This is a genomic window from Roseococcus sp. SDR, from assembly GCF_019083995.1.
GTDB lineage: Bacteria > Pseudomonadota > Alphaproteobacteria > Acetobacterales > Acetobacteraceae > Roseococcus.
Map to the genome: position 1 here is coordinate 34,448 of NZ_JAHRCU010000002.1, position 23,236 is coordinate 57,683.

Annotated in this window: 24 protein-coding genes; 16 read left to right on the top strand and 8 right to left on the bottom strand. The window is 71.8% G+C overall.

From position 1 onward, the window contains the following. Positions 1 to 37: 37 nt before the first annotated feature. From KTR66_RS02320 to KTR66_RS02335, 4 genes are read left to right on the top strand one after another with little or no spacing between them, the layout of a single operon-like run. Positions 38 to 1,084: a quinone-dependent dihydroorotate dehydrogenase gene (locus tag KTR66_RS02320; RefSeq protein ID WP_213610000.1), complete on the top strand. Its 1,047-nt coding sequence runs from the start codon at positions 38 to 40 to the stop codon at positions 1,082 to 1,084. Further along, positions 1,081 to 1,947 (top strand): TIGR01459 family HAD-type hydrolase, encoded by an 867-nt coding sequence (locus tag KTR66_RS02325; RefSeq protein WP_249731795.1) that lies wholly within the window; start codon positions 1,081 to 1,083, stop codon positions 1,945 to 1,947. The genes KTR66_RS02320 and KTR66_RS02325 overlap by 4 nt, the downstream gene beginning before the upstream one ends. A gap of 30 nt (positions 1,948 to 1,977) precedes the next feature. Next, positions 1,978 to 2,655, top strand: coding sequence for an AzlC family ABC transporter permease (locus KTR66_RS02330; protein ID WP_213610002.1), 678 nt, complete (start codon positions 1,978 to 1,980; stop codon positions 2,653 to 2,655). Next, positions 2,642 to 2,965, top strand: a complete 324-nt coding sequence (locus KTR66_RS02335; RefSeq protein WP_213610004.1) for an AzlD domain-containing protein — start codon at positions 2,642 to 2,644, stop codon at positions 2,963 to 2,965. Before KTR66_RS02330 ends, KTR66_RS02335 begins: the two co-directional genes overlap by 14 nt. Positions 2,966 to 2,973: 8 nt before the next feature. On the opposite strand, the gene KTR66_RS02340 is transcribed toward KTR66_RS02335, so the two are convergent. After that, entirely contained in the window at positions 2,974 to 3,849 is an 876-nt protein-coding gene (locus KTR66_RS02340) for a LysR substrate-binding domain-containing protein (protein ID WP_213610006.1), read from the bottom strand. A gap of 96 nt (positions 3,850 to 3,945) precedes the next feature. Here KTR66_RS02340 and KTR66_RS02345 point away from each other — a divergent pair, with 96 nt between their 5' ends. Genes KTR66_RS02345 through KTR66_RS02355 form a run of 3 tightly spaced genes read left to right on the top strand, consistent with a single transcriptional unit; the run spans position 3,946 to position 7,605 of the window. Then, positions 3,946 to 5,625, top strand: coding sequence for an acyl-CoA dehydrogenase family protein (locus KTR66_RS02345; RefSeq protein WP_213610008.1), 1,680 nt, complete (start codon positions 3,946 to 3,948; stop codon positions 5,623 to 5,625). After that, on the top strand, positions 5,622 to 6,389 hold the full coding sequence (locus KTR66_RS02350; protein ID WP_213610010.1) for a 2-keto-4-pentenoate hydratase: 768 nt from the start codon (positions 5,622 to 5,624) through the stop codon (positions 6,387 to 6,389). Before KTR66_RS02345 ends, KTR66_RS02350 begins: the two co-directional genes overlap by 4 nt. Beyond that, positions 6,382 to 7,605 carry an MFS transporter gene (locus tag KTR66_RS02355; RefSeq protein ID WP_213610012.1) on the top strand — a complete coding sequence of 408 codons (1,224 nt, stop codon included), beginning with the start codon at positions 6,382 to 6,384 and terminating at the stop codon, positions 7,603 to 7,605. Before KTR66_RS02350 ends, KTR66_RS02355 begins: the two co-directional genes overlap by 8 nt. Positions 7,606 to 7,609: 4 nt before the next feature. On the opposite strand, the gene KTR66_RS02360 is transcribed toward KTR66_RS02355, so the two are convergent. The 5 genes from KTR66_RS02360 to KTR66_RS02380 all read right to left on the bottom strand — a co-directional run bounded on the left by KTR66_RS02360 (position 7,610) and on the right by KTR66_RS02380 (position 11,173). Continuing rightward, the gene (locus KTR66_RS02360; RefSeq protein ID WP_213610014.1) at positions 7,610 to 8,581 is read right to left on the bottom strand and encodes a tripartite tricarboxylate transporter substrate binding protein; all 972 of its coding nucleotides are present in this window, start codon (positions 8,579 to 8,581) and stop codon (positions 7,610 to 7,612) included. Positions 8,582 to 8,595: 14 nt separating this feature from the next. Continuing rightward, positions 8,596 to 8,985 (bottom strand): RidA family protein, encoded by a 390-nt coding sequence (locus KTR66_RS02365; protein ID WP_213610016.1) that lies wholly within the window; start codon positions 8,983 to 8,985, stop codon positions 8,596 to 8,598. Further along, the gene (locus tag KTR66_RS02370) at positions 8,982 to 9,608 is read right to left on the bottom strand and encodes a hypothetical protein (protein ID WP_213610018.1); all 627 of its coding nucleotides are present in this window, start codon (positions 9,606 to 9,608) and stop codon (positions 8,982 to 8,984) included. The genes KTR66_RS02365 and KTR66_RS02370 overlap by 4 nt, the downstream gene beginning before the upstream one ends. 19 nt (positions 9,609 to 9,627) lie before the next feature. Beyond that, positions 9,628 to 10,575, bottom strand: coding sequence for an Hsp33 family molecular chaperone HslO (locus tag KTR66_RS02375; RefSeq protein ID WP_213610020.1), 948 nt, complete (start codon positions 10,573 to 10,575; stop codon positions 9,628 to 9,630). Positions 10,576 to 10,705: 130 nt separating this feature from the next. After that, entirely contained in the window at positions 10,706 to 11,173 is a 468-nt protein-coding gene (locus tag KTR66_RS02380; RefSeq protein ID WP_213610022.1) for a MarR family winged helix-turn-helix transcriptional regulator, read from the bottom strand. 129 nt (positions 11,174 to 11,302) lie between these two features. On the opposite strand from KTR66_RS02380, the gene KTR66_RS02385 reads away from it, so the two are divergent. The 4 genes from KTR66_RS02385 to KTR66_RS02400 are packed head-to-tail and all read left to right on the top strand — an operon-like array spanning position 11,303 to position 15,653. Next, a complete protein-coding gene (locus KTR66_RS02385) occupies positions 11,303 to 12,337 on the top strand; it encodes a 2,5-dihydroxypyridine 5,6-dioxygenase (protein ID WP_213610024.1) in 1,035 nt (344 codons plus the stop codon). After that, complete coding sequence (locus tag KTR66_RS02390) at positions 12,334 to 13,044, top strand: alpha/beta fold hydrolase (RefSeq protein ID WP_213610026.1); 711 nt, start codon at positions 12,334 to 12,336, stop codon at positions 13,042 to 13,044. The genes KTR66_RS02385 and KTR66_RS02390 overlap by 4 nt, the downstream gene beginning before the upstream one ends. A 12-nt stretch (positions 13,045 to 13,056) precedes the next feature. Next, positions 13,057 to 14,319 (top strand): acyl-CoA dehydrogenase family protein, encoded by a 1,263-nt coding sequence (locus KTR66_RS02395; protein WP_213610028.1) that lies wholly within the window; start codon positions 13,057 to 13,059, stop codon positions 14,317 to 14,319. Then, complete coding sequence (locus KTR66_RS02400; protein WP_213610030.1) at positions 14,319 to 15,653, top strand: class I adenylate-forming enzyme family protein; 1,335 nt, start codon at positions 14,319 to 14,321, stop codon at positions 15,651 to 15,653. Before KTR66_RS02395 ends, KTR66_RS02400 begins: the two co-directional genes overlap by 1 nt. Positions 15,654 to 15,698: 45 nt before the next feature. Here KTR66_RS02400 and KTR66_RS02405 read toward each other — a convergent pair whose 3' ends face one another. Continuing rightward, positions 15,699 to 16,631 (bottom strand): ketopantoate reductase family protein, encoded by a 933-nt coding sequence (locus tag KTR66_RS02405; protein ID WP_213610032.1) that lies wholly within the window; start codon positions 16,629 to 16,631, stop codon positions 15,699 to 15,701. A 62-nt stretch (positions 16,632 to 16,693) separates the two neighbouring features. Here KTR66_RS02405 and KTR66_RS02410 point away from each other — a divergent pair, with 62 nt between their 5' ends. From KTR66_RS02410 to KTR66_RS02425, 4 genes are all read left to right on the top strand, one after another. Then, positions 16,694 to 18,316: an efflux RND transporter periplasmic adaptor subunit gene (locus tag KTR66_RS02410; RefSeq protein ID WP_213610034.1), complete on the top strand. Its 1,623-nt coding sequence runs from the start codon at positions 16,694 to 16,696 to the stop codon at positions 18,314 to 18,316. Beyond that, positions 18,316 to 19,812: a histidine ammonia-lyase gene (hutH, locus tag KTR66_RS02415; protein ID WP_213610036.1), complete on the top strand. Its 1,497-nt coding sequence runs from the start codon at positions 18,316 to 18,318 to the stop codon at positions 19,810 to 19,812. Before KTR66_RS02410 ends, hutH begins: the two co-directional genes overlap by 1 nt. Further along, positions 19,809 to 20,534 carry an ABC transporter ATP-binding protein gene (locus tag KTR66_RS02420; protein ID WP_213610038.1) on the top strand — a complete coding sequence of 242 codons (726 nt, stop codon included), beginning with the start codon at positions 19,809 to 19,811 and terminating at the stop codon, positions 20,532 to 20,534. The genes hutH and KTR66_RS02420 overlap by 4 nt, the downstream gene beginning before the upstream one ends. An 86-nt stretch (positions 20,535 to 20,620) precedes the next feature. Beyond that, positions 20,621 to 21,847, top strand: a complete 1,227-nt coding sequence (locus tag KTR66_RS02425; protein ID WP_213610040.1) for an ABC transporter permease — start codon at positions 20,621 to 20,623, stop codon at positions 21,845 to 21,847. Here the strand turns inward: KTR66_RS02425 and KTR66_RS02430 are convergent, their stop codons facing one another. Continuing rightward, positions 21,848 to 22,324 (bottom strand): DUF1203 domain-containing protein, encoded by a 477-nt coding sequence (locus KTR66_RS02430; protein WP_213610042.1) that lies wholly within the window; start codon positions 22,322 to 22,324, stop codon positions 21,848 to 21,850. A gap of 101 nt (positions 22,325 to 22,425) precedes the next feature. Here KTR66_RS02430 and KTR66_RS02435 point away from each other — a divergent pair, with 101 nt between their 5' ends. Continuing rightward, positions 22,426 to 23,229, top strand: a complete 804-nt coding sequence (locus KTR66_RS02435) for a cyclase family protein (protein WP_213610044.1) — start codon at positions 22,426 to 22,428, stop codon at positions 23,227 to 23,229. Positions 23,230 to 23,236: the final 7 nt, after the last annotated feature.

Consider the following 23,236-nt stretch of genomic DNA (forward strand, 5'->3'; position numbering starts at 1 on the left):
TTTCGTTTCGCGGCGATTTGGCTTTATGCAGCGCCGCATGACGCCCTCCCTCGCCTCCGCCCTCATGCCCCTGATGCGCGGGCTCGACGCCGAAACCGCGCATGGAATTGCGCTCAAGGCGCTGGCGCTCGGCCTCGCCGGCCGGGACGAGGCGGCGGATGCGCCGAGCCTCGCCACCCGCGCCTTCGGCCTGGATTTCCGCAACCCGGTCGGCCTCGCGGCCGGCTTCGACAAGGATGCGGTGGCCATCCTGCCCCTGCTGCGCCTGGGCTTCGGCTTCGTCGAGGCCGGCACCGTCACCCCCCGCCCCCAGGCCGGCAATCCGCGCCCGCGCCTGTTTCGCCTCACCGAGGATGCGGCCGTGATCAACCGCATGGGCTTCAACAATGCGGGGCTCGACTCCTACCTGGCCCGCCTGCGGGACCTCGCGCGCCCGCTGCCCGGCGTGCTGGGCGCCAATGTCGGCGTGAACAAGGAGGGTGCGGACCCCGAGCGCGACTACCCCGCCCTCTGCCGCGCCGTGGCGCCGCTGGCCGACTACGTCACCATCAACATCTCCTCCCCCAATACGCCCGGCCTGCGCGACCTGCAGGGCGAGGCGCGCCTCGCCTCCATCCTCGACGCGGTGCAGCCGCCGGCGCTGGGCAAGCCCGTGCTGGTGAAGCTGGCCCCCGACCTGGCCGAGGACGCGTTGGCGCCGATCATCGAGGTCTGTGTCACGCGCGGTGTGGCGGGCCTCATCATCAGCAACACCACCATCGCCCGGCCGGAGACGCTGCGCTCGCCGCACAAGGGCGAGGCGGGCGGCCTCTCTGGCGCGCCCCTCTTCGAGCGCTCCACCGAAATGCTGGCCCGCGCGCACAAGATCGCCGGGGGCCGCCTCGTCCTGATCGGCGCGGGCGGCATTGCCAGCGGCGAACAGGCCTACGCCAAGATCCGCGCCGGCGCCTCGCTGGTGCAGCTCTACAGCGGCTTCGCCTATGGCGGCCCGGCGCTGATCGGCCGCATCAAGCGCGAACTGGCGGCACTTCTGGCCCGGGACGGTTTCGCCCATGTCGCCGATGCGGTAGGCACCGGCGCATGACGATCCAGATCTACGAAAACCTCGCCCCCCTCGCCGACCGCTATGACGGCTACGTGCTGGACCTCTGGGGCGTGGTGCATGACGGGCGCCAGCCCTATCCCGGCGTGCTCGATTGCCTGGCCGAGCTGAAGGCGCGCGGCAAGCGCGTGGTCTTCCTCACCAACGCGCCCCGCCGCGGCTGGTTCATCCAGAAGATGCTGGACGGCATGGGCGTCAGCCGCGACCTCTATGCCGGCATCATGTCCTCGGGCGAGGTCTCCTGGCTCTGGCTGAAGCAGCGCGACCTGCCCTGGTTCGCCAAGCTCGGCCGCCGCGCCTATCACATCGGCCCCGAGCGCGACCTCTCGGTGGTGGAGGATGGCGCGGCGGAACTCGTCTCCCGCCCCGAGGACGCCGATTTCCTGCTGAACACCGGTCCCGACCCCGAGCGGAAATCCATCTCCGTCGAACCTTATCGCGCCGAGCTGCGCGCCTGCCTCGAAGCGGGCCTGCCCATGCTCTGCGTCAACCCGGACCGCGCCGTGATGGTGGCGGGCGAGCGCCTGCTCTGCGCCGGCGCCCTGGCCGATGTCTATCTGGAATGGGGCGGCGACGTCTTCGAGGCCGGCAAGCCCGACCCCGCCGTCTATGGCCCCGTGCTCGACCTGCTCGGCATCGCCGACAAGAGCCGTGTGGTGGCCGTGGGCGACACGCCGCACACCGACCTCGCCGGCGCGCGCCATGCCGGGATCGACAGCCTCTGGGCGCTGACCGGCCTCACCGCCGATGCGCATGGCCATGACCCCTCGCCCGGCCTGCTCGCGCATGTGCTGGCGGAGGAAGGCGAGGCGCCCATCGCCGCCCTCAGGACGCTGCGCTGGTAGGGGCGCGGGCCTGGTGGCAGGCTCGCACCCATGATCTTTCGCACCGCGTGCCGCGAGGCGCTGGGCGCGCCCGCGCTCGCCATGGCGGCCACCTTCCTGGCCTTCGGCGCGGCCGTGCAGGCGGCCGGTCTCAGCCTTAGCTGGGGGCTGGCGGCGGCCCTGCTGGTCTATGGCATGCCGGGGCAGATGGTGCTGGTCGCGGCCGTGAACCTGCCGGGCGGGGCGCTGCCCGCGGTGCTCGGCGCGGCCACCGCCAATGCGCGCTTCCTGCCCATGGCGGTCGCCCTCTCGCCCTGGCTGGGCGGCGGGCCGCGCCGCTGGTGGGCACTGCCCTTCATCGCCGTCACCCCCTGGGCCATGGCGATGCGCCGCCTGCCCGGCCTGCCCGAGGGGCAGCGCCTCGGCTGGTTCCTGGGCTTCGGCCTCACCTCCTGGCTGGTGGCCGGCACCGCGACCATCCTGGGCCACGCCATCGCGCCGCTGCTGCAGGGGCCGGTGCTGGCGCTCATGCTGCTGGTGAACCCGCTCTACTTCACGCTCATCCTGGCACATGAGGTGCGGGTGCCACCCGGCCGCCGCGCCGTGATCGCCGGCTGCTGCGCCGCGCCGCTGGCCCTGCTGCTGCCCGCCGCCTGGGGGTTGCTGGCGGCGGGGCTGCTCAGCGGCACGCTCGCCTTCCTCTGGGGGGAGCGGCGTGGCCGGCGCTGATCTCGCGCTCCTCCTGCTCATCCTGGCCTGCGCGCTGCTCCGCGCGGCGGGGCTGCTGGTGGCCGGAAGGCTGCGGCCCGATCACCCTTTCGTGCGCTGGGCGGCCTCGGTCGCGCTGGCCACGCTGGCCGCCTTCATCATGCTGGCCATCCTGGCGCCGGGGGGCGCGCTCGCCGGCATTCCCTGGTGGGCGCGTGCCGCGGGCGTATTGGGCGCGCTTGGCTGGATGCGGTTCCAGGGCGGGATGCTCGGGCCGCTGCTGGCGGGGCTGGCCGTCACCGCGGCGGGCTGGGCGATCTCGGCCGGCTGAGGCGCGCTTCAGCCGGCGAATTGCGCCTGCAGCCAACTTGCCAGCGCCTGCACATCCGGATTGCCGGCATGGCGGGACTCGTATTGCAGGGTAAAGTGCCGCCGCGTCGGGCGGCGCAGCGGATGCGCCGGCACCACGGCGCCGCGCTCCAGATCGGGCTCCAGCAGCGCCTCGATCGCGATCACCGCGCCCATGCCCTGGGCCGCCGCCTCGATGGCGACGTTCATGCTCTCGAAGGTGCTGCCGCCGCGCAGCGGCAGCTTCGCCTGCCCCGCATGGTTCAGCCAGCGCCGCCAGTCATCCGGTCGGCAGCGCGAATGCAGCAGCGGAATGCGCGCGAAGTCCGGCACGCCGCCCTCGAGCCATTGCGGCGCGCAGACCGGCAGCGTCGTGATCGGCACCAGCGGCACCACGGCGAGGCCCGGCATCCCCTGCGGCTCGCTCACCGCGATCACCGCATCGAAGCGCGCCGGCAGCAGATCGAGCGGGCTGGAGCTGCTATGCCATTCGACGACCAGCTCCGGCAGGTCCTGGTGCAGGGCGCGCAGGCGAGGAAACAGCAGGCGCGAGGCGAAATAGCCATAGACGCCGACCGAGATGGGCCGCCCCCGCCCGAGCCGCGCGCGGCCGGTGGCCAGCGCCAGGCGGTCCAGCGCCTCGCCAGCGCCGGCCGAGAGCGTCTCGCCCGCCGTGGTCAGCACCAGGCCCTGCGGCTGGCGCAGGAAGAGGGTCACACCGAGGCTCTGCTCCAGCTCGCGGATCTGGCGGCTCACCGCGCCCGGCGTCACTGCCAGCTCGCGCGCCGCACCGGTCATGGAGAGGTGGCGCGCGGCCGCCTCGAAGGCGCGGATGGCGGTCAGCGGGGGCAGGGCGCGATGGGCCATGCGTTGAGCCTAGCTCAACGCCAGCGCCGGAGAAATCGTTTGAGCCTCGCTTTCGGCAACCCTAGCCTTTGGGGAGGTCAGGACAGGAAGCGCCCCATGAACATCCAGCCCATCGGCACCCCCGCGGGCCCCGAGGCCGTGCCCGACGCCGCCGGCCAGAACCTCTGGCGCGCCGACCCGGCCTTCGCGCGCCTCCTGCCGCTCTACCTGCCGGCCGACCTGCTCGCCGTGCTGCTGCCGCAGCTGGACCGGCTGGGGGCGCTGGCGGGCGGCGAGCTGGATGCGCTCGCCGGCACGGCGGACCGCAACCCGCCCGAGCTGGTGCATCGCACGCGGCGCGGCGAGGATGCACAGAGCATCCTCTACCACCCCGCCTATCGTGAGATGGAGCGGCTCGCCTTCGGCGAATTCGGCCTGACCAGCATGAGCCACCGCGCAGGCGTCTTCGGCTGGCACGCGCCGCTGCCGCCGGCGGCGAAATACGCGCTGACCTTCCTCTTCGCCCAGGCGGAATTCGGCCTGCTCTGCCCGGTCAACATGACCGACAGCCTGGCCCGCACGCTGCGCCGCTTCGGCAGCCCCGAGCTGGTCGAGCGCTACCTGCCGCTGTTGGCAAGCCAGGATATGGACGCGCTGCACCAGGGTGCGATGTTCATGACGGAACAGGGTGCGGGCTCCGACATCGCCGCCACCGCGGTCACGGCCGAACCGGCCAATGACGGCACGCATCTGCTCTACGGCGACAAATGGTTCTGCTCGAACCCCGATGCGGAACTCGCGCTGGTGCTGGCGCGGCGCGGCGGCGGTGCCGCGGGCCTGAAGGGTGTGGGCCTTTTCCTGCTGCCGCGCACCCTGCCGGATGGCACGCCGAACAGCTACCGGATCGTGCGGTTGAAAGAAAAACTCGGCACGCGCTCCATGGCGAGCGGCGAGATCCGGCTGGAGGGCGCCCGCGCCTGGCTGATCGGCGACCCCGAGGCCGGCTTCAAGCAGATGGCCGACATGGTGAACTCCTCGCGCCTCTCCAACGCGGTGCGCGCCGCCGGCATGATGCGCCGCGCGGTGACCGAGGCGCTGTTTGTCGCCCGCAACCGCCGCGCCTTCGGCAAGCGGCTCATCGAAATGCCGCTGATGCGCCGCCAGCTTGCGAAGATGCTGCTGCGCGCCGAGCAGGCCCGCGCCATGGTCTTCACCACCGCCGAGGCGCTGCGCCGCTCCGACGCCGGCGAGGAGGGCGCCTATGCGCTGCTGCGCATCCTCACGCCGCTCGTGAAGTTCCGCGCCTGCCGCGACGCGCGCCAGGTGACGGGCGATGCGATGGAGGTGCGCGGCGGCTGCGGCTATATCGAGGAATGGCCCGAGGCGCGGCTGCTGCGCGACGCGCATCTCGGCAGCATCTGGGAGGGGACGAGCAACATCATCGCCCTCGACGTGTTGCGCGCCGCCGAGCGCGAGCGCGGCTTCGAGGCGCTGCAAGCCCTGATCACGCGCCTCCAGGCCGAGGCGCCGCTCCCGGGCCTGCCCGAGGCGCTGGCGCGCGCGGCGAACCTGCTGGACCGCGCCCAGGCCGACCCCGCCCTGGCCCGCGCCGCCGCCAGCGCGCTCTACCACCTGACCAGCGCCGCCGCGCTCGCCTGGGAGGCGGCGCGGACGGGCGATGCGGACCGCGCGGCGCTGGCGCGCATGGTGCTGACGCATCGCGTCCTGCCACGCGATCCGCTCGCCGTGGAGGATGCAGACGCGCCGCTGCTCGCCACCCTGCTGGAGGCGGCGTGACGCCGCTCGCCTCGCTCCTCGCCGCCGCGCGGCAGGCGGGGCGCCAGGTCCCGGCCCTGCCACCCGAACTGGTCCCGCCCGATGCCGAGGCGGGCTATGCCGTGGCCGATGCGGTGGCGGGGCTGCTGGGCTGGGAGACGCTCGGCTGGAAGATCGCCGGCACCACCGCGGCGATGCGCGAAAAGCTCGGCGTGACGGAGCCGATCTATGGCCGCAGCTATCGCCGCTTCGCCATGCCCTCATCCGCACGGCTCACGCATCGCGCCCTCCTCGATCCGCTGGTCGAGTGCGAGTTCTTCGTCACCCTGGCGGAGGACCTGCCCTGTGACGCCTCGCCCCTGACGCTGGATCGCATCCGCGCGGCGGTGGGCCAGGTTCAGGCCGGCATCGAGGTCGCGGAATGCCGCTTCCCCATGGCCGCCCTGCCGCCCCTGCCCGCCATCCTGGCCGATGGCAGCGCCTCGGGCCGCTACGTCTTCGGCGATCCCATCCCGCAATGGCGCGCGGGCCTGGCCGACATCGCGGTGGTGCTGGAGGTGGATGGCGTGGCGCGCCGCCAAGGCCGCGGCGCCGATGTGATGGGCGATCCGCTCGCCCCCATCCTCTGGCTGGCCGAAGCGCGCCGCCGGCGGGGCGAGGGGCTCAGGGCCGGGCAGGTGATCAGCACCGGCTCCTGCACCGGCATGCTGCCGGTCCGCGCCGGCCAGCGGGTGCGGGCGCGCTTCGGCGAGGATGCGCTCGTGGAGATCGCCTTCGATGAGTGAAGCCCGCATTCCCCGCAGCGCCATCCCCATCCTGGTGGGGGCCGCCATCATGCTCGGCCTCAGCATGGGGCTGCGGCAGAGCCTCGGCCTCTTCGTGCTGCCGGCCTCCCGCGAATTGGCGATCGGCGTCAGCGACTTCACGCTGGCCATCGCCATCCAGAACCTGATCTGGGGCCTGCTGCAGCCGGTGGCGGGCATGCTGGCCGTGCGGCTCGGCTTCCGCGCGGTGATGCTGGGGGGTGCGGCGCTCTACGCGCTGGGCATGCTGACACTCTCGCAGGCGGGCGGTGCGGCGACGGTGATGCTGGGGGCGGGCATCCTGGTCGGCGCGGGCATGGCCTGCACGGCGGGCGGCATCGCCATGGCCACCGCCTCCCGCGCCGTGCCGGCCGCGCGGCGCAGCGCGGTGCTGGGCATGGTCTCGGCCGCGGGCTCCCTGGGTGCGCTGGTCGCGGCGCCGCTGGGCCAGATGCTCGCCGAGCCCTTCGGCTGGCGTGTCGCGGTGCTGGGCTTCTTCCTGCTGGCACTCGTCATCCTGCCCGCCGCCTGGGTGGCGGGCCGGGTGGACCGCATTCCCCTGCCGGCCGCGACCCTGGGCGAGAACTCGGCGGGCGCGGCCACGCGCCTGGCGCTGCGGCATCCGGGCTTCCTCGTCATGGCGGGCGCCTATTTCGTCTGCGGCCTGCAGTTGGTCTTCCTCACCACGCACCTGCCCTCCTACATCAATCTCTGCGGGCTCGATCCCATGCTGGGCGCGCAGGCGCTGGCGGTGATCGGCGCCTTCAACGTGGCGGGCAGCCTCTTCTTCGGCTGGGCAGGCGGGCGCTGGCCCAAGGGCGTGCTGCTGGGCGGCATCTATTTCTGCCGCTCGCTCATCCTGGCCTGGTATTTCACCGTGCCGCCGACGCCTGAGAGCACGCTGGTCTTCGCCGCGCTGATGGGTTTGCTTTGGCTCGGCGTTGGGCCGCTCGTCGCGGGCATGGTGGCGGAGATGTTCGGGCTGCGCTGGCAGGCGATGATCCAGGGCTTCGCCTTCCTCAGCCACCAGCTGGGCAGCTTCCTCGGCGCCTATGGCGGCGGCGTGATCTTCGATGCCATGGGCAGCTACGACCTGGCCTGGAAGCTCGGCGTGGCCATGGGGCTGACGGCGGGCGTCGTGCAGATCCTCATGGCCTGGCCGCGCCCGCCGGCGCGGCCGCGGGCGGCGCCGGCCTGAGGGCTCAGTCCACCCGGATGTTGCGGGCGCGGATCACCTGGCCCCAGCGCTCGAATTCCTGGCCCGCGAACTGCGTCATCTCGGCCTGCGTGTTGCCGACCGCGACGAGGCCCGCCGCCGCCATGCGGCTGATCACGCCCGGGTTGGAGACCGCCTCGCGCACCGCGGCCGCAAGCCGCTCCTGCGCCGCCTGCGGCGTGCCGGTGGGCACCGCGATGCTGCCCCAGCTCTGCACCGTCGCCTCGCCGAAGCCTGCCTCGCGGAAGGTCGGCAGGTCGGGCAGCACGGCGATGCGCTCCGGCCCGCTGGTGGCGAGTGCGCGGATCATGCGCTGCCGCACCTGGCCGATGGAGGAGGCCGGCTGGTCCAGCATCACCTGCACCGTGCCGTTCACGAGATCCGCCATGGCCTGGCCCGAGCCGCGATAGGGCACATGCACCATCTGCGTGCCGGTCACCGCCATGAAGAGCTCGGTGAAGATATGCGTGCCCGAGCCGACGCCCGAGGTGGCGAAGCTCAGCTGCCCCGGCCGCGCGCGCACATAGGCCACGAATTCCTGCAGCGTCTGCGCCGGGATCGAAGGATGCACCACCACGATCACATCCGTGGTGAAGATCTTGGAGAGGTAGGTCAGCTCGCGCCGCACATCCACCGTGCGCATCAGGCCCAGATGCGGCGCCTGGGTCATGACGCCATTGGTCGCGACCAGCATGGTGTAGCCATCGGCCGGGCTGCGCGCCGCGGCCTCCACGCCCACGCCACCGCCGGCGCCGGTGCGGTTCTCGACCACGACCGGCTGGCCCAGCGTCTCGGTCAGGCGCTCGGCGATGATGCGCCCGCCCACATCCGTGCTGCCGCCCGGCGAAAAGGGCACGATGATGCGCAGCTGGCGAGTGGGCTGCCACGGGGTTTGCGCCCGCGCCGCCAGCGGCAGCAAAGCGGGGGCGGCGAGGAGGGAGCGGCGGTTCAGCAGCATATGCGATGGGCCTTTCAGGCGCTGGCGAAGGCTTCCGCCTCCACCTCGACGAGGAAGCGGGGATGGGCAAGGGCCGCCACGATCAGCAGCGTGCTGGTGGGCGCATGGCCCTCCATCGCCGCGTCGCGCGCGGCGCGCCAGGGCGTGATCAGCGCCGTGTCGGTCAGGAAGACGGTGAGCTTCACGATGTTCGCCGGCCCCATGCCATGCGCGTCGAGCAGCGTGCGGAGATTGGCAAGTGCAAGGGCGATCTGCGCCTCGCCATCCTCCGGGATGGTGCCGTCGGGCGCGATGCCGACCTGGCCCGAAAGCACAAGCCGCCGGCCCGGCCCCTCGACCAGCGCCGCATGCGAGTAGCGCGAGGCGGGGGCCGCCACGCCGGGCGGGTTGGAGAAGGTGATCATGTGCGGGGCAACTCCTCACGGGCAACGGGGGCGGGCGGGGCCGCCGCCGCGTTGTCCGCCAGATAGGGGCGCAGCGCGCGGCGGATCTGGAACTCGAATTCGGTGTTCAGGTCGAACATGGTCTGGCGCAGCAGGCTCTCGGCGCCGGCGCGGCGCGCGGCCGCCGTGCTCTCGATGCTGCGCGAGCGCTCCGCCGAGGCCTCGGCGAAGCCGAGGCGCCGGTCATTGCCGTCCAGGATGTCCACCCGGGCCGTCAGCTGGCACAGCAGCCGCTCGCCGGGATCGCTGGAGAAGACGCCGCCGCCGCCCTGATTGCGGCTACGGATGATCTGCGCGCGCGTCACGCTGAAGCGCGCCCGATGCTCGGTGCCGAAGGCCGCCAGCCGGTCCTGCCCCATGATCCGCACCGCCTGGGCTGGCGTGGGGTTCAGATCGCGGCCCGCATCATTCGGGCCCGGCGTCGGCATGCGCTCCTCGATGTCGATGCGCGCGACATCGAGGCGGATCTGGGTCAGATGGCGATAGGCGATGGGGGGCCCGTCCTCGCGCGGGGCGGGCGGCGTCGAGGCACAGGCGGCGAGTGTGGCCGGCAGCAGAAGCAGGGCGCGCCGAGAATGCGGCATGGCGGAACCTCCCGGAGAATCAGGCCTCTTTCCCGCGAATCGCCTCGCGGTCGAAGCGGAAGCCATAATTGCAGAATTCGCAGGTCATGGTGATGACACCCGCCTCGGCCATGTGGTCGAGATCGGCACCCGGGAAGCCTTCCAGCACCTGCGCGAGGCGGGATCGCGAGCAGCGGCAGCCATAGGCCAGGGCGCGGGCCTGGCCCAGCTCCAGCCCCTCCAGCGAAAACAGGCGATGCAGCAGCGTCTCGGGCGGCAGCGCGTCGTCCAGCAACTCGGCATCGGTCAGCGTGTTGGCCAGCACGACGGCGGTGCGCCAGGCCTCCTCCTGCGCTTCGGCATCCAGCGGCTCGGCCGTGCCGCCCTCGGTCGCGATGCGCTCCATGATGAAGGCGCTCGCCCGCCAGCCCTGCTCGGTGCGCGCGCAGGCGAGGCGCACATGGCTGCGCAGCTGCTCGGAGGTGGCGAAGTAGTTGCCCGTCATTTCCGCGAGGTCGGCGCCCTCGATGCCGACGATGCCCTGGTAGCGCTCCATCTCCTCGCCCTGGTCGCAGGTGAAGGCGAGGTAGCCGCGCCCCAGCAGCGCGCGGGCCGAGACATTCTTCCCATATTGCGAGACGCGCTCGGCATCGGCGCGGGCATAGCCACGCAAGGCACCTTGGTCGGTGCAATCGGCCAGCAGCATGGAGACGGGGCCGTCGCTCTTGGCCTGCAGCGAGAAGCTGCCGCGATACTTCAGCGCGGCGGCCAGGCCGGCGGTCAGCGCCATCGCCTCGCCCAGCAGGCGCGTCACCGCATCGGCGGTGTCATGTCGCGTCAGCAGCGCATCGGCGAGCGGGCCGAGCCGCACGAGGCGGCCACGCACCGGCCTGTTGTCCAGGTGGAAGGGGATGACGCCGCGCGGCACCACGAGGTCGGGCACGGGCGGGCGGTCATGGTCGAGGAAATCGGGGGTCGGTTGGGTCACGACCTGGAATTAGACCAGACCGGGGCCGGTTGCGAGGCTCACCCGGTCACCAGCACCAGGATCTGCACGAGGGCCGAAACGACGAGCAGGACCAGGATGATCCCGCCCAGCCGGTCCGGCGAGGGCAGCTTCACGCGGCCATGGCGCTGCGCCGCGCCTTCGGAGGCTTGGTCATCATGGCGCGCAGCAGCTGCTTCAGCTGCATGCGGTCCATCGCCGGGAAGCGCGCCATCACGTCGACCTCATGCGCCTTGGCGGCGACCAGCAGGTTCTTCACCATCTGCTCGCCACGCGGCAGCATCTGGATGCGGACGACGCGGCGGTCTCGCGCATCGGGCATGCGCTTGACGATGCCGTCTCGCACCATGCGATCCAGCAACTTGGTCATGGTGGGCTGCTGCAGCAGGCAGGCTTCCGCCAGGCCGGTCACCGTCTCGCCCGGGCTGCCGGAGAGGGTGGCCAGCACGCGCCAGACCGGCACGGAGATGCCTTCCTTCCGCAACTTCGCGTGGAATTCCGAGGAAATGGCGTGTGAAGCGCGCGCCATCAGATACAGCAGGTAGTCGTCAACAAAGCGTTCCGGCCCAGGCGCGTTCATGTCTTCCTCGGGGTCATGTCTGTGGCCGGAACATGTCATCCGGTTTCAATGGCATGCAATTACGGGGAAATACGGATGCCTGACATATGAAAATTCATCTGTTATCCTCCCCGGAAATGGGAGATGCGGATGTCCGTTCCGACGCTCGAACCCGCCTGGATCTCGGCCTTTGAGGCCGTGTTCCGCCGCTGCAAGCTGGCCCCGGGCGATCTCGCCTGCCTGCTGACCGAAAGCCGGTCCCGCCCGCTCAACATCGCCCTGGCAGAGGCGGCGTTGGCACGAATCGGCGCCCGATTCATCCGGATGTCTCTCCCAACGCCACCACAGACCGCCCCGGTTCCGATTCGTTCCACCGGCGCTTCACGCGCCATCGCCGGCCATCCGGCCGCGCTCGCCGCGCTCGCCGCCTGCCCCTTCATCGTGGATCTGACGGTCGAAGGGCTCCTGCATGCCCCGGAACTCAAGCAGATCCTGGGCGCCGGCAGCCGCGTGCTGATGGTGAGCAACGAACACCCGGACGCATTGGAGCGCCTGGTGCCGCAGGATGCCGACGAAACGCAGGCCAAGGCCGCCGTGAAGCGCGCGCGCGCGGCGAAGCGCATGCATGTCACCTCCGCCGCCGGCACGGATCTGCACGTGAACATGGAAGGCGCGCCCAGCGTCGGCGTCTGGGGCTGGACCGATCGGCCGGGCACCATCGCCCATTGGCCGGGCGGCATCCTCGTCGCCTTCCCGCGCGCGGGTTCCGTGGCCGGGCGGCTCGTCCTCGATGCCGGCGACGTGAACCTCACCTTCAAGCGCTACATCGACCGGCCGATCACGCTGACCATCGAGGAAGACCACATCACCCGCATCGAGGGCCAGGGCGCCGATGCCGAGATGATGCGCCGCTACCTCGAAGCCTGGGGCGACCGCGCCGCCTATGCGGTGAGCCATGTCGGCTGGGGGCTGAACCGCGCCGCGCGCTACGAGGCGCTGGCCTTCTACGACCGCGAGGACACGAACGGGACGGAGCTGCGCGCCGTGGCCGGCAACTTCCTCTTCTCGACCGGCGCCAATGAATTCGCCGGACGCTTCACCGAAGGCCATTTCGACATCCCCGTCTTCAACACCACCATCTCGCTCGATGGCGAGGATGTGGTGCGCGAAGGCGTGCTGCTGTGACGCCCGCCCTGCTGCTGCACGGCATCGGCGGCCGCGCCGCGCTCTGGGCGCCGACCGTGGCCGCCCTCGCCCCGCGGCCCGTCATCGCGATGGACATGCCGGGCTATGACGGGACGCGGCCCGCGCTGACGGGCTTCCCCGAGCTGGCCGATGCGGCGGCGGCGCTGCTCGACGGGCCGGCCGATGTGGTGGGCCATTCGCTGGGCGGCATGATCGCCCTCGAACTGGCCCTGCGGCATCCGGACCGAGTGCGGCGCCTGGTCATCGTGGCCAGCTCCCCCGCCTTTGGCAGCCGTGACCCCGCCTTCCGCGAGGCCTTCCTGGCCGCGCGGCAGAAGCCGCTCGATGAGGGGCTCGGCATGGCCGGCGTCGCCGCCGCGCTCGTTCCCACCATGCTCGGTCCGGCCGCCGACCCTGGCGCCGCGCCCGCCGCCATCGCCGCCATGGCCAGCGTGGACGAGGCCGCTTATCGCACGACGCTCGCGACATTGACCAGTTTCGACCGCCGCGCCGACCTGCCGCGGGTGACGCAGCCCGCGCTGCTCATCGCCGGCGAGGCCGACCAGACGGCGCCCCCACGCGGCATGGCCCGCATGGCGGAGGCCATGCCCGATGCGCGGCTGCTGGTCATCCCCGGCGCCGGCCACCTCCTGCCGCTGGAGGCGCCCGACGCCTTCCACGCGGCGCTGCTCGATTTCCTCCGCTGAAAGGACGCTCCGATGGACATGCCGCTGCCCGTGACCGCCGATGCGCCGATCTTCGATCCGCGCGGCTTCCGCCTCTCGCCCTTCGAGGCGGAACTCACCGCCCGCGCCCGCGAATTCGGCGCGCGCGTCCTGGCCCCGCGCGCCGCCCGCTGGGACCGCGAGGCGAGCTTCCCCACCGAGAATTACGATGACATGCGTCGCGAAGGCTGGCTCGGCATCTGCATCCCCGCCGCGGATGGCGGCATGGGCGCCGATTTCCGCGCCTATTGCCTGGCCGCCGCCGAGTTCGGCCGCTATTGCGGCGCCACCGCGCTCACCTGGAACATGCATGTCTGCAGCACGCTCTGGACCGGGCTGCTGACCGACGACCTGCAGATGGATGAGGCGACGCGCGCCCTGCACCACGCGCGCCGCAAGCTGCATTACGCGAATATCCTGGAGCGTGGCGCCGTCTTCTCGCAGCCCTTCTCGGAAGGGGGAGCGGCCGCTGCCGGCACCGTCGCCTTCGGCACCACCGCCACGCCCGTCGAGGGCGGCTTCCGCATCAACGGCAAGAAGATCTTCGCCTCGCTCTCCGGCCATGCGGATTGCTACGGCATCCTCTGCACCGAGGTGCATGGCGAGGAGAAGCTCTCCCGCCGCGATACGCTCTACCTTGCCATCCCGAAGGATGCGCCGGGTGTGACGGTCGAGGGCGAGTGGGACCCCTTGGGCATGCGCGGCACGGTCAGCCGCAACCTGATCTTCAAGGATGTCTTCGTCCCCGAGAGCGCGGCCCTGATGCCGCCCGGCCTCTACTTCCAGGCCGCCTCGCGCTGGCCGCACATGTTCATGACACTGACGCCCACCTATATGGGGCTCGCCCAGGCCGCCTATGACTTCACCATGCGCTACCTGCGCGGCGAGCAGCCCGGCACGCCGCCCGTGAAGCGCCGCATGTATCCCACCAAGCAGATCGCCGTCGCCGAGATGCGGATCATGCTGGAGCAGACCAAGGCGCTGTGGTTTCAGGCGATCAGCGAGGCCGGCCCCGATCCCTCTAAGGAGCAGATGCTGCGCGCGCTCGCCGCGCAGAACACGGTGATGGAGAACGCGAACGCGCTCGCCGCGAAAGCCGTCCGCACCTGCGGTGGCCAGGCCATGCTGAAATCCCTGCCGCTCGAGCGCATCTACCGCGACAGCCGCTGTGGTTCCCTCATGCTGCCCTGGACCGCCGAGCTCTGCGTGGACCGCATCGGCCGCGAGGCGCTCTACGAGAGGGGCGAGACGGATTGATGGAGAGCTTCGACCTCCATGCCCTCACGCCGCTGATCGAGGCCGAGGAAGCGCTGCTGCGCGGCGAGGGCATCCGCGCCGGCGACCGCGTGGGCTGGATCGGGCTGAATGATCCCGGGATGCTCGCTTGCCTTTTCGCCTGCGAGCGCATCGGCGCCGTGCTGGTGCCGCTGAACTGGCGCCTCGCGGCGGAAGAACTGCAATGGATCGCGGGCGATGCGGGCCTCGCCCTGCTGCGCGAGGGCCCGGCCTCCGGCGCCGTCACGCCGCATGCCATGCCTTCGGCCACCGCCTGCGAGGCGCTGCTGATCGGCTATACCTCCGGCACCACGGGAAGGCCCAAGGGCGCCATGCTGAGCCGCGCCGCGCTACACGCGAACGCCGAGAATGCGCGCCGCCTCTTCGCGCTGACGCCGGATGACCATGTGCTGACGGTGCTGCCGCTGTTTCATGTCGGCGGCCTCAACATCCAGACCGTGCCCGCGCTGCTGGCCGGCGCGCGCGTGACGCTGCTGCCGAAATTCGACCCCGACGCCTTCTTCGACGCGGTGGAGCGGCTGCGCCCGACGCTGACGCTGCTGGTGCCGGCGGTGATGACGGCGCTGGTCCGCCATGCGCGCTGGGCCAGCGCCGATCTCTCCTCGCTGCGCGCCATCGGCGCCGGTTCCTCCGAGGTGCCGCTCCCGCTCATCGAGGCTTTTCTCGCGCGCGGAATCCCGGTGCAGCAGGTCTATGGCATGACGGAGACGAGCCCCATCGCCATCGCGCAGACGCGCGAGGAGGCGTGGGCCGCCCCCGGCTCCATCGGCCGCGCCGCGCCGCTCTGCGAGGCACGGATCGTGCTGGCCGATGGCAGCGAGGCGCCGCGCGGCACGCCGGGCGAGATCGAGATCCGCGGCGCCAATGTCATGACGGGCTATTGGGCGCGCCCCGACGCCACGGAGGAGGCGCTGCACGAAGGCTGGTTCCGCACCGGCGATGTCGGCCTCCAGGATGAAGCGGACCGCTTCTGGTTCACCGACCGGCTGAAGCGCGTGATCATCTCCGGCGGCGAGAACATCTATCCGGCCGAGCTGGAGCGCGTTCTGGCCGAGGTTCCCGGCCTCACCGAATACGCCATCATCGGCCGCCCCGATCCGCGCTGGGGCGAGGTGCCGATCGCGGTCATCGTGGCCGGACCCGACTTCAACGAGGCTGCGATCGCCGCGCGCTTCGAGGCGAAGCTCGCGCGCTTCAAGCATCCGCGCGCCATCCTGCGCGTGCCGGCCCTGCCGCGCACGGCGCTGGGCAAGGTGCAGGTGGAGAAGCTGCGCGCGCTGACGGAAGGCGGTTAGAGTCTGATCGTCCTTGGTGGCACACCAAGCACGTGAATCAGCCTCTCAGCGAAGGCGACCTGCCGCCCTGCGCTGCTCATAGGCGCGGGCGTTCAGCGCGGCCGCGTCATGGATGGCCGTCTCCACCCCCGCGCGCTTCGCGGCCTCGGCGAGAAAGCCCAGGATGTGCTCGCCCTCGATGCGGTGCCCCGCCTCGATGTCGCGCAGCATGGAGGTGGCGTAGGCGCTGTCCGCCTCGCTGAACAGCGCGCGGTATTCGGCCATGAAGGCATCGGGCATCGGGTGGCCGTGATGCGCGGCGATGGCGGCGTTGCGCGCCAGCACCTCCTGCAGCCAGACGCTGCCGCCGCCGCGAACGATCTCGCCCACATTGGCGCGCATCAGCACCGTGCCAATGGCGCTGGTGCCGAGATGCACGAGCTTCTCCCACATGCGCTGGGCGATGTTCGGCACCGCCTTCGCCTCCATGCCGCGCGCGGCCGCGAAGGCGGCTTCCAGCGCCGTTACGCGCTCGCTCAAGCCCCCCGCCACCTCGCCGAAGGTCAGCCAGCGCCAGTCATTCAGCTGCTTCACCACGCCAACCGGCGTCAGCGTCGCCTGGATCTTGCACAAGCCGCCCAGCACGCGCTCCGCGCCGAAGCGGGCCTGCAGTGTTTCGATATGGGAGAGGCCGTTCAGCACGGGCAGGATGGCGGTGCCGGCATCCATGGCGGGCGCGATGCTCGCCATCGCATCCTCCAGGTCATAGGCCTTGCAGGTGAGCAGGATCACATCCCAGCCCGGCCGCAGGGCCTCCGCCGTCACGGTCTTCACCGGAAGGCGCGCATCGCCGAAGGGGCTTTCGATCACCAGGCCCTGCTCGGCCAGTTGCGCCGCGCGGCGCGGGCGGACCAGGAAGGTGACGTCGCCCCCAGCCTCGGCCAACCTTCCGCCGAAATAGCCGCCCAGCGCGCCCGCACCCAGGACCAGAACCCGCATGTGACAATCCTTTCCATGCCCGACATAAGCGCGTTACACCCGGGCCTTAGCTTCGAGAAGACATGCTTCGCAAACTCGCCCTTCTTGTCCTGGCCGGCGCGCTTCTGGGCGCGGGCTATCTCTATGGCCAGCCCGCCATGGCAGCCCTTGGCCTGAGCTGGCCCGGCGCGACGCAGGCCAGTGGCCCGCGCCTGCGCCTCGCCAGCGTGGATCGCGGCCCGATCACGGCCGTGGTCTCGGCCACCGGCACGGTGAACCCGCTGGTCACGGTCATCGTCGGCAGCCAGCTTTCCGGCCTGATCCGCGAACTGCCCGGCGACTTCAACCAGCGCGTCGTGACCGGCCAGGTGCTGGCGCGGCTCGACACGCAGCAGCTGGAGGCCACGCGCGCCGCCGCGGCGGCGGATGCGCTCTCCGCCCAGGCCGCCGTCGCGGTCGCCCGCGCCCAGGCCGAGCGCGCCCAATCCGATGCCGAGCAGGCGCGCGCCGCCGTCGCCGCCGCGCGCGGCCAGGCGATCCAGGCCGAGGCCCAGCTGCGTGACGCGGAGTTCGAGGCGCGCCGCACCGAGGAGCTGCGCCGCAGCGCCGTCGGCACCACGCGGGATGCAGCGCGTGCCGGCTTCAGCGCCGATGCCGCCCGCGCCAACCTCGCCGTACAGCAGGCGCAGATCGCCCAGGCCGAGGCCAACCTCATCTCTGCCGAGGCCACGGCCCGCACGGCGCTGGCCCAGGTGGAGGCCGCGACGGCCACGGCCGAGCAGCGCGCGGCCCAGCTCCGCCAGGTGGAGGTCAATCTCGGCTTCGCCACCATCCGCAGCCCGATTGACGGCGTCATCGTCTCGCGCAGCGTGGATCTGGGGCAAACCGTCGCCGCCTCGCTGCAATCGCCCACCCTCTTCACCATCGCCGCCAACCTCAATGAGATGGAGGTCTGGGCCACGGTGGATGAAAGCGACATCGGCCGCATCCGTGCCGGGCAGAACGTGGCCTTCACCGTTGCGGCGCATCCCAGCGTGAACCTGCGCGGCACGGTGAAGGACATCCGCCTCAGCCCCACCACGGTGAACAACGTGGTCACCTACACCGTCGTCGTCAGCGCCGCGAACAATGAGGGCCGCATGCTGCCGGGCATGACGGCGACCTTGCGCATCATCACCGACGAGCGCACCGACGTGCTGCGCGTGCCCAATGCGGCACTGCGCTGGCGCCCGCCCGGCCAGGGTGCCGCTGCCGGCCAGCCGGCCACGCCCGCCAACCCGATGGAAGCGGCGCTGCGCGAGATGACGGACCTGACGCCCGCCCAGCGCCAGGAAGTGGAGGCCGCGGGCCGCGAGATGCGCGAGCGGATGGCGGCCCTGCCCGCCGACCCGGAGGCGCGGCGCCAGCAGGCCCAGGCCGCGCGCCAGCGGCTGCAATCCCGCCTGAACGCCGTGCTGACGCCCGAGCAGCGTGCACGCCTGGTTGCCGCGCGCGGCGCGCGCCAGGCCGGCGGTGCGGCCGGCACCGTCCATGTGGTCGAGGGGGACGGCGCGCCACGCGCCATCGCCATCCGCACCGGCCTGACCGACGGCAATGTCACCGAAGTGCTGAGCGGCGATCTGCAGCCCGACATGCAGGTCGTCATCGGCACGGAACGCGCCGGCGCCGCACCGGCCCGCGCCCCCACCGCGAGGCCCCTCTTCTGATGGAACGGATCGCCGGCGAAGGCCTGGACTGCGCGACCCTCGGCCGCATCGCCGCCGGCGCCCCCGCGCGGTTCAGCGCCGCCGCCCGCGCGCGCATCGCGGAGGGCGAGGCGCGGCTTGCGGCCCTGATCGCCGATGGCACGCCCATCTACGGCGTCACCACGGGCTTCGGCGCCCTGGACGGCGCGAAGGTGACGGCCGCTGACAACCAGGCCCTGCAGCGCAACCTGCTCAAGTCCCACGCCGCCGGCCTGGGCGCGCCCATGCCCGAGGCCGAGGTGCGGGCCATGCTCGCGCTGCGCGCCAATGTGCTGGCCACCGGCATCACCGGCGCCTCGCTGGAAGCGGCCGAGGCGCTGCTCGGCATGCTGAACGCCGGCCTGCTGCCGGAGGTGCCGGTGCAGGGCAGCGTCGGCGCCTGCGGCGACCTCGCCCCGCTCGCCCATCTCGTCCTGCCGCTGATCGGCGAGGGCTTCTGCCGCCTGCACGGCGAGCGCATGACCGGCGCCGAGGGCATGGCCCGCGCCGGTCTTGCGCAGATTCCGATGACGGGGCGCGACGGCATCGCGCTCATCAACGGCACGGAGCAGACCACCGCCATCGGCTGCCTCGCCTGGCTCGAGGGCGATGCCCTGATCCGCTGGGCCGAGGCGATCGCCGCGCTGAGCCTGGAAGCCCTGGGCGGGCTGAATGACAGCTTCGATGAGCGCGTGGCGCTAGCCAAGCCGCATCCCGGCCAGATCGAGGCGAGCCGCCGCCTGCGCGAGCTCACGCAGGGCTCCGTCGCCGTGCTCGCCCCGCGCGCGAGCCGCCTGCGCGATGCGCTGAGCCTGCGCAACATCCCGCAGGTGATCGGTGCCGCGCGCGATGCCAGCGCCTTCTGCCAGCGCGTGCTGGAGATCGAGATCAACGCGGCCAATGACAATCCGCTGTTCGGCCTGGCGGATGGCTTCGTCACCTCCAACAGCGGCAATTTCCATGGCCAGGCCGCGGCCGAGGCCCTGGACTTCCTGGCCAATGCGCTGACCAGCCTCGCCGTCATGAGCGAGCGGCGCTGCGCGCGCCTGGTGGACCCGGCCACCAATTACGGCCTGCCCGCCTTCCTCATCCATCCCGAGGCGACGCCGGGGCGGAACAGCGGCTTCATGATCGCGCAATACACCGCCGCCTCGCTGGTGGCGGAGTTGCGCATGCGCAGCATCCCGGGCGCCATCCAATCCGTCCCCACCTGCGCGAACACCGAGGACCATGTGCCCATGGCGCCGCTCGCCGCGCGCCGCGCCGCCTTCGCGGCCGAGACGCTGCGTCAGGTGATGGCCATCGAATTCCTCCTCGCCGCCCAGGCGCTCGACCTGCGCGGACACGCCGCCGCGCCCGCGCTGCGCCCGGCCGTCTCCGCGCTGCGCCGGCATGTGCCCACGATGCGCGAGGATGCGGTGATGGGTCCGCAGATCGAGGCCGCCATCGCCGTGCTGCGCGAGATGCCGCCGCCATGAGCGCGCTGATCGAGACGCAGGACCTCACGCGCCACTACCCCTCGGGGGAGGGCGTGGTGGCCGCGCTGGAGGGCCTGGACCTCGAGATCGGGCCTGGCGAATTCGTCGCCGCCATGGGCCCCTCCGGCTCGGGCAAGTCGACCTTCCTCAACCTGATCGGCTGCCTCGACCAGCCCACGCGCGGCCGTTACCGCCTGGCGGGCGAGGACGTGGCCGCGCTCCCGCCCGATCGTGTGGCGGCGCTGCGCGGCGAGCAGATCGGCTTCGTCTTCCAGAGCTTCAACCTGCTGCCGCGCTCGGACGCGCTCGCCAATGTCGAGATGCCGATGCTCTATCGCGGCCTGCCGCGCCGCATCCGGCGCGAGCGCGCGGCCATTGCCCTCGAACGCGTGGGGCTGGGCCAGCGCATGCACCACACGCCCTCCCAGCTCTCGGGCGGGCAGCAGCAGCGCGTCGCCATCGCCCGCGCGCTGGTGAACGGGCCCGGCCTGTTGCTCGCGGACGAGCCGACCGGCGCGCTGGACAGCCGCACGGGTCTCGAGATCATGGCGCTGTTCCAGGCGCTGAACCGCGCGGGTGTCGCCATCCTCTGCGTCACGCATGATGCCGATGTGGCCGCCTTCGCCAGCCGCACGCTGCGCTTCCGCGACGGGAAGATGATCGAGGACAGCCGCTACCAGCCGGTGGATGCCGAGGCCATGCTCCGGCAGAAATTCCAGTGAACGCGCCGCATCCAGCGCCGGCCGCTGAAGCGCGGTCGGTCGCGCCCCTGCCGCCACTGCCACCCGGCCGCCGCGCCGGACTTTCGATGGCGGAAGCGCTGCTCGCGGCGCTGGGCGCCCTCGCCGCCAACAAGCTGCGCGCGGCGCTGACCGCGCTTGGCATCTTCATCGGCGTGGCCGCCGTCATCGTCACGGTCGCCGTGGGCGCGGGCGCGCGGCAGCAGGTGCTGGCGCAGATCCAGTCGCTCGGCGCCAACCTCCTCGTCGTCTGGGGCGCCAATGTGCGCTTGGGCGGCGTCTCCATGGGCGCCGGCCAGCGGCCCAATCTGAGCTGGGACGACGCGCAGGAGATCCCCCGGCAGATTGCCGCGGTCCAGGTCGCCGCCGGGACCTCGCGCCAGCAGCAGCAGGTCGTCGCCGGCAACCAGAACTGGTCCACCACCGTCGTCGCGACCGACCCCGACTACTTCGTCGCCCATGACTGGACCACGCAGGAGGGGCGCTTCTTCACCAATGAGGAGGCGATGTCCGGCCGCAAGCTCGTGCTGCTCGGCGCCACCGTCGTCGAGAACCTCTTCGGCGACGAGGACCCGGTGGGCCGCGAGATCCGGATCCGCTCGACACCCTTCGAGGTGATCGGCGTGCTCGGCCGCAAGGGCCAGAATCCGATGGGCCAGGACCAGGACGACGTGGTCATCATGCCCTTCTGGACCGCGCGTCGCAGCGTGATGGGCGCGCCCCGTGCCTTTGCCCGCGCGGTCGGCACCATCAGCGTGAAGGTGCATGAGGGCGAGAGCATGAGCGACGTGGAGGAGGAGCTCAGGCAGTTCTTCCGCCAGCGCCACCGCGTCGCGGCGAACGAGCCCGATACCGTTTCCATCCGCAACCTGAGCGAGATCGCGGCCACGCGCGACGCGTCGGCACGCACCCTCTCGCTGCTGCTGGCCGCCGTCGCCGCCGTCTCGCTGCTGGTGGGGGGCATCGGCGTCATGAACATCATGCTGGTGAGTGTCACGGAGCGCACGCGCGAGATCGGGCTGCGCCTCGCCGTCGGCGCGCGGCGGAGGGACATCCTGCGCCAATTCCTGCTGGAGGCGGTGCTGCTGGCGCTGCTGGGCGGGGCTGTCGGCGTGATCGTCGGCATCGGCCTCGCGCATACGCTGGCGGGCGTCGCCGGCTGGCCGGTGCTGATCCAGTGGGATGCGGTGGCGCTGGCCGTCACCGTCTCGGCGCTGACGGGTCTCTTCTTCGGCTATTACCCGGCGCGGCGCGCGGCACGGCTCGATCCGATCACCGCGCTCCGGCACGAGTGATCAGGCAAGCTTCTCCACGCGCGTGAGCCAGCAGCCCGGCCGCGCCGTGTGGATGTTCACATAGGCCACGCGCGGGTCCGCCAGACGCTCGCGCAGCGGCACGAGCGCGGCATCACCCGCGCTCACCATGCCGAGGTCGTAGAGGCACATCCCCTCCGCATCGTAATGCCGGAGCGAGACGATCATGTTCGCCGTCACCGTCTCGGGCAGCGCATCCTCCACCACGGCGGCCTCGCAGTCGCGCGCGTGCAGAAACACCGGCGAGGGCGTCCAGTAGGGGCCCTGCGGCAGGGGCAGATTCCAGCTCACCAGCAGCATCTCCTCGCCAGGCTCGCCCAGCTTCAGGCAATGGCGGCAGGGAAAGCCCGGGCCATCCACGATGCGCGAGTGGGCAGGGCCGCCGCGATCATCCACGCGCGTCGCGCGGAAACGCTGGGCGGATGGGGTGTCCATGGGGACGCAGCGGAATTGGGTCATGCCCCTTCCCTACCCGCACCGCCCGGCACGCGCCTTCCGGTCATTGCCTTGGCACGCGCGAGGCTCATAGGCTCACGCATCACCCGCCGAAGGAGCCGACCATGTGTGATGCCTGCGTGATGCAACGGGTCGGCGCGCGGCTCGGCCGCCGCGGCATCCTCGCCGCCCTGGCGCTGGCCGCCGCGGCGCCGTCCGCCGATGCCCTGGCACAGCAGCCCCTGCGCGCCACCCGCGTGGTCGAGATGACGCATGTGCTGGCCCCCGACTTCCCCACCTTCGGCGGCGACCCCGCGATCCAGGTGGAGCGCGTGATGAACATCGCGCGCGACGGCTACAACCTGAACCGCATCACCCATGGCGAGCATGTCGGCACGCATTTCGACGCGCCGCTGCATTTCTCGGCAAATGGCATGGATGCGGCGGCGATCCCCGCCAGCGCCCTGGTCTGCCCGCTGGTGGTGCTGGATGTGCGCGAAAAGGCTGCGGCGCACGCCGACTACGCGGCGACGCCCGAGGACGTCGCCGCGCATGAACGCGCGCATGGCCGGATCCCCGCCGGCGCCTGCGTGGCGCTCAATTCCGGCTGGGCCGCGCGTGTCGCCACGCCGCGCTTCCGTAACGCGCAACCCGGCGGCGGCCTCGCCTTTCCTGGCTTTCGCCCGGATGTCGCGGCCCTGCTGCTGGAGCGGGGCGTCGCGGGTGTGGCGGTGGACAGCCTCTCGCTCGACCATGGCGGCTCGCGCGATTTCGCCTTCCATGTGAACTGGCTCGGCGCCGGGCGTTGGGGCATCGAATGCGTGGCGGGCCTGGCCGAACTGCCGCCGACCGGCGCAACCCTGGTGGGCGGGCTGCCGCGCGTGGCCGGCGGCACCGGCGGGCCCGCGCGCGTTCTGGCCCTTCTCTGACGAAGCG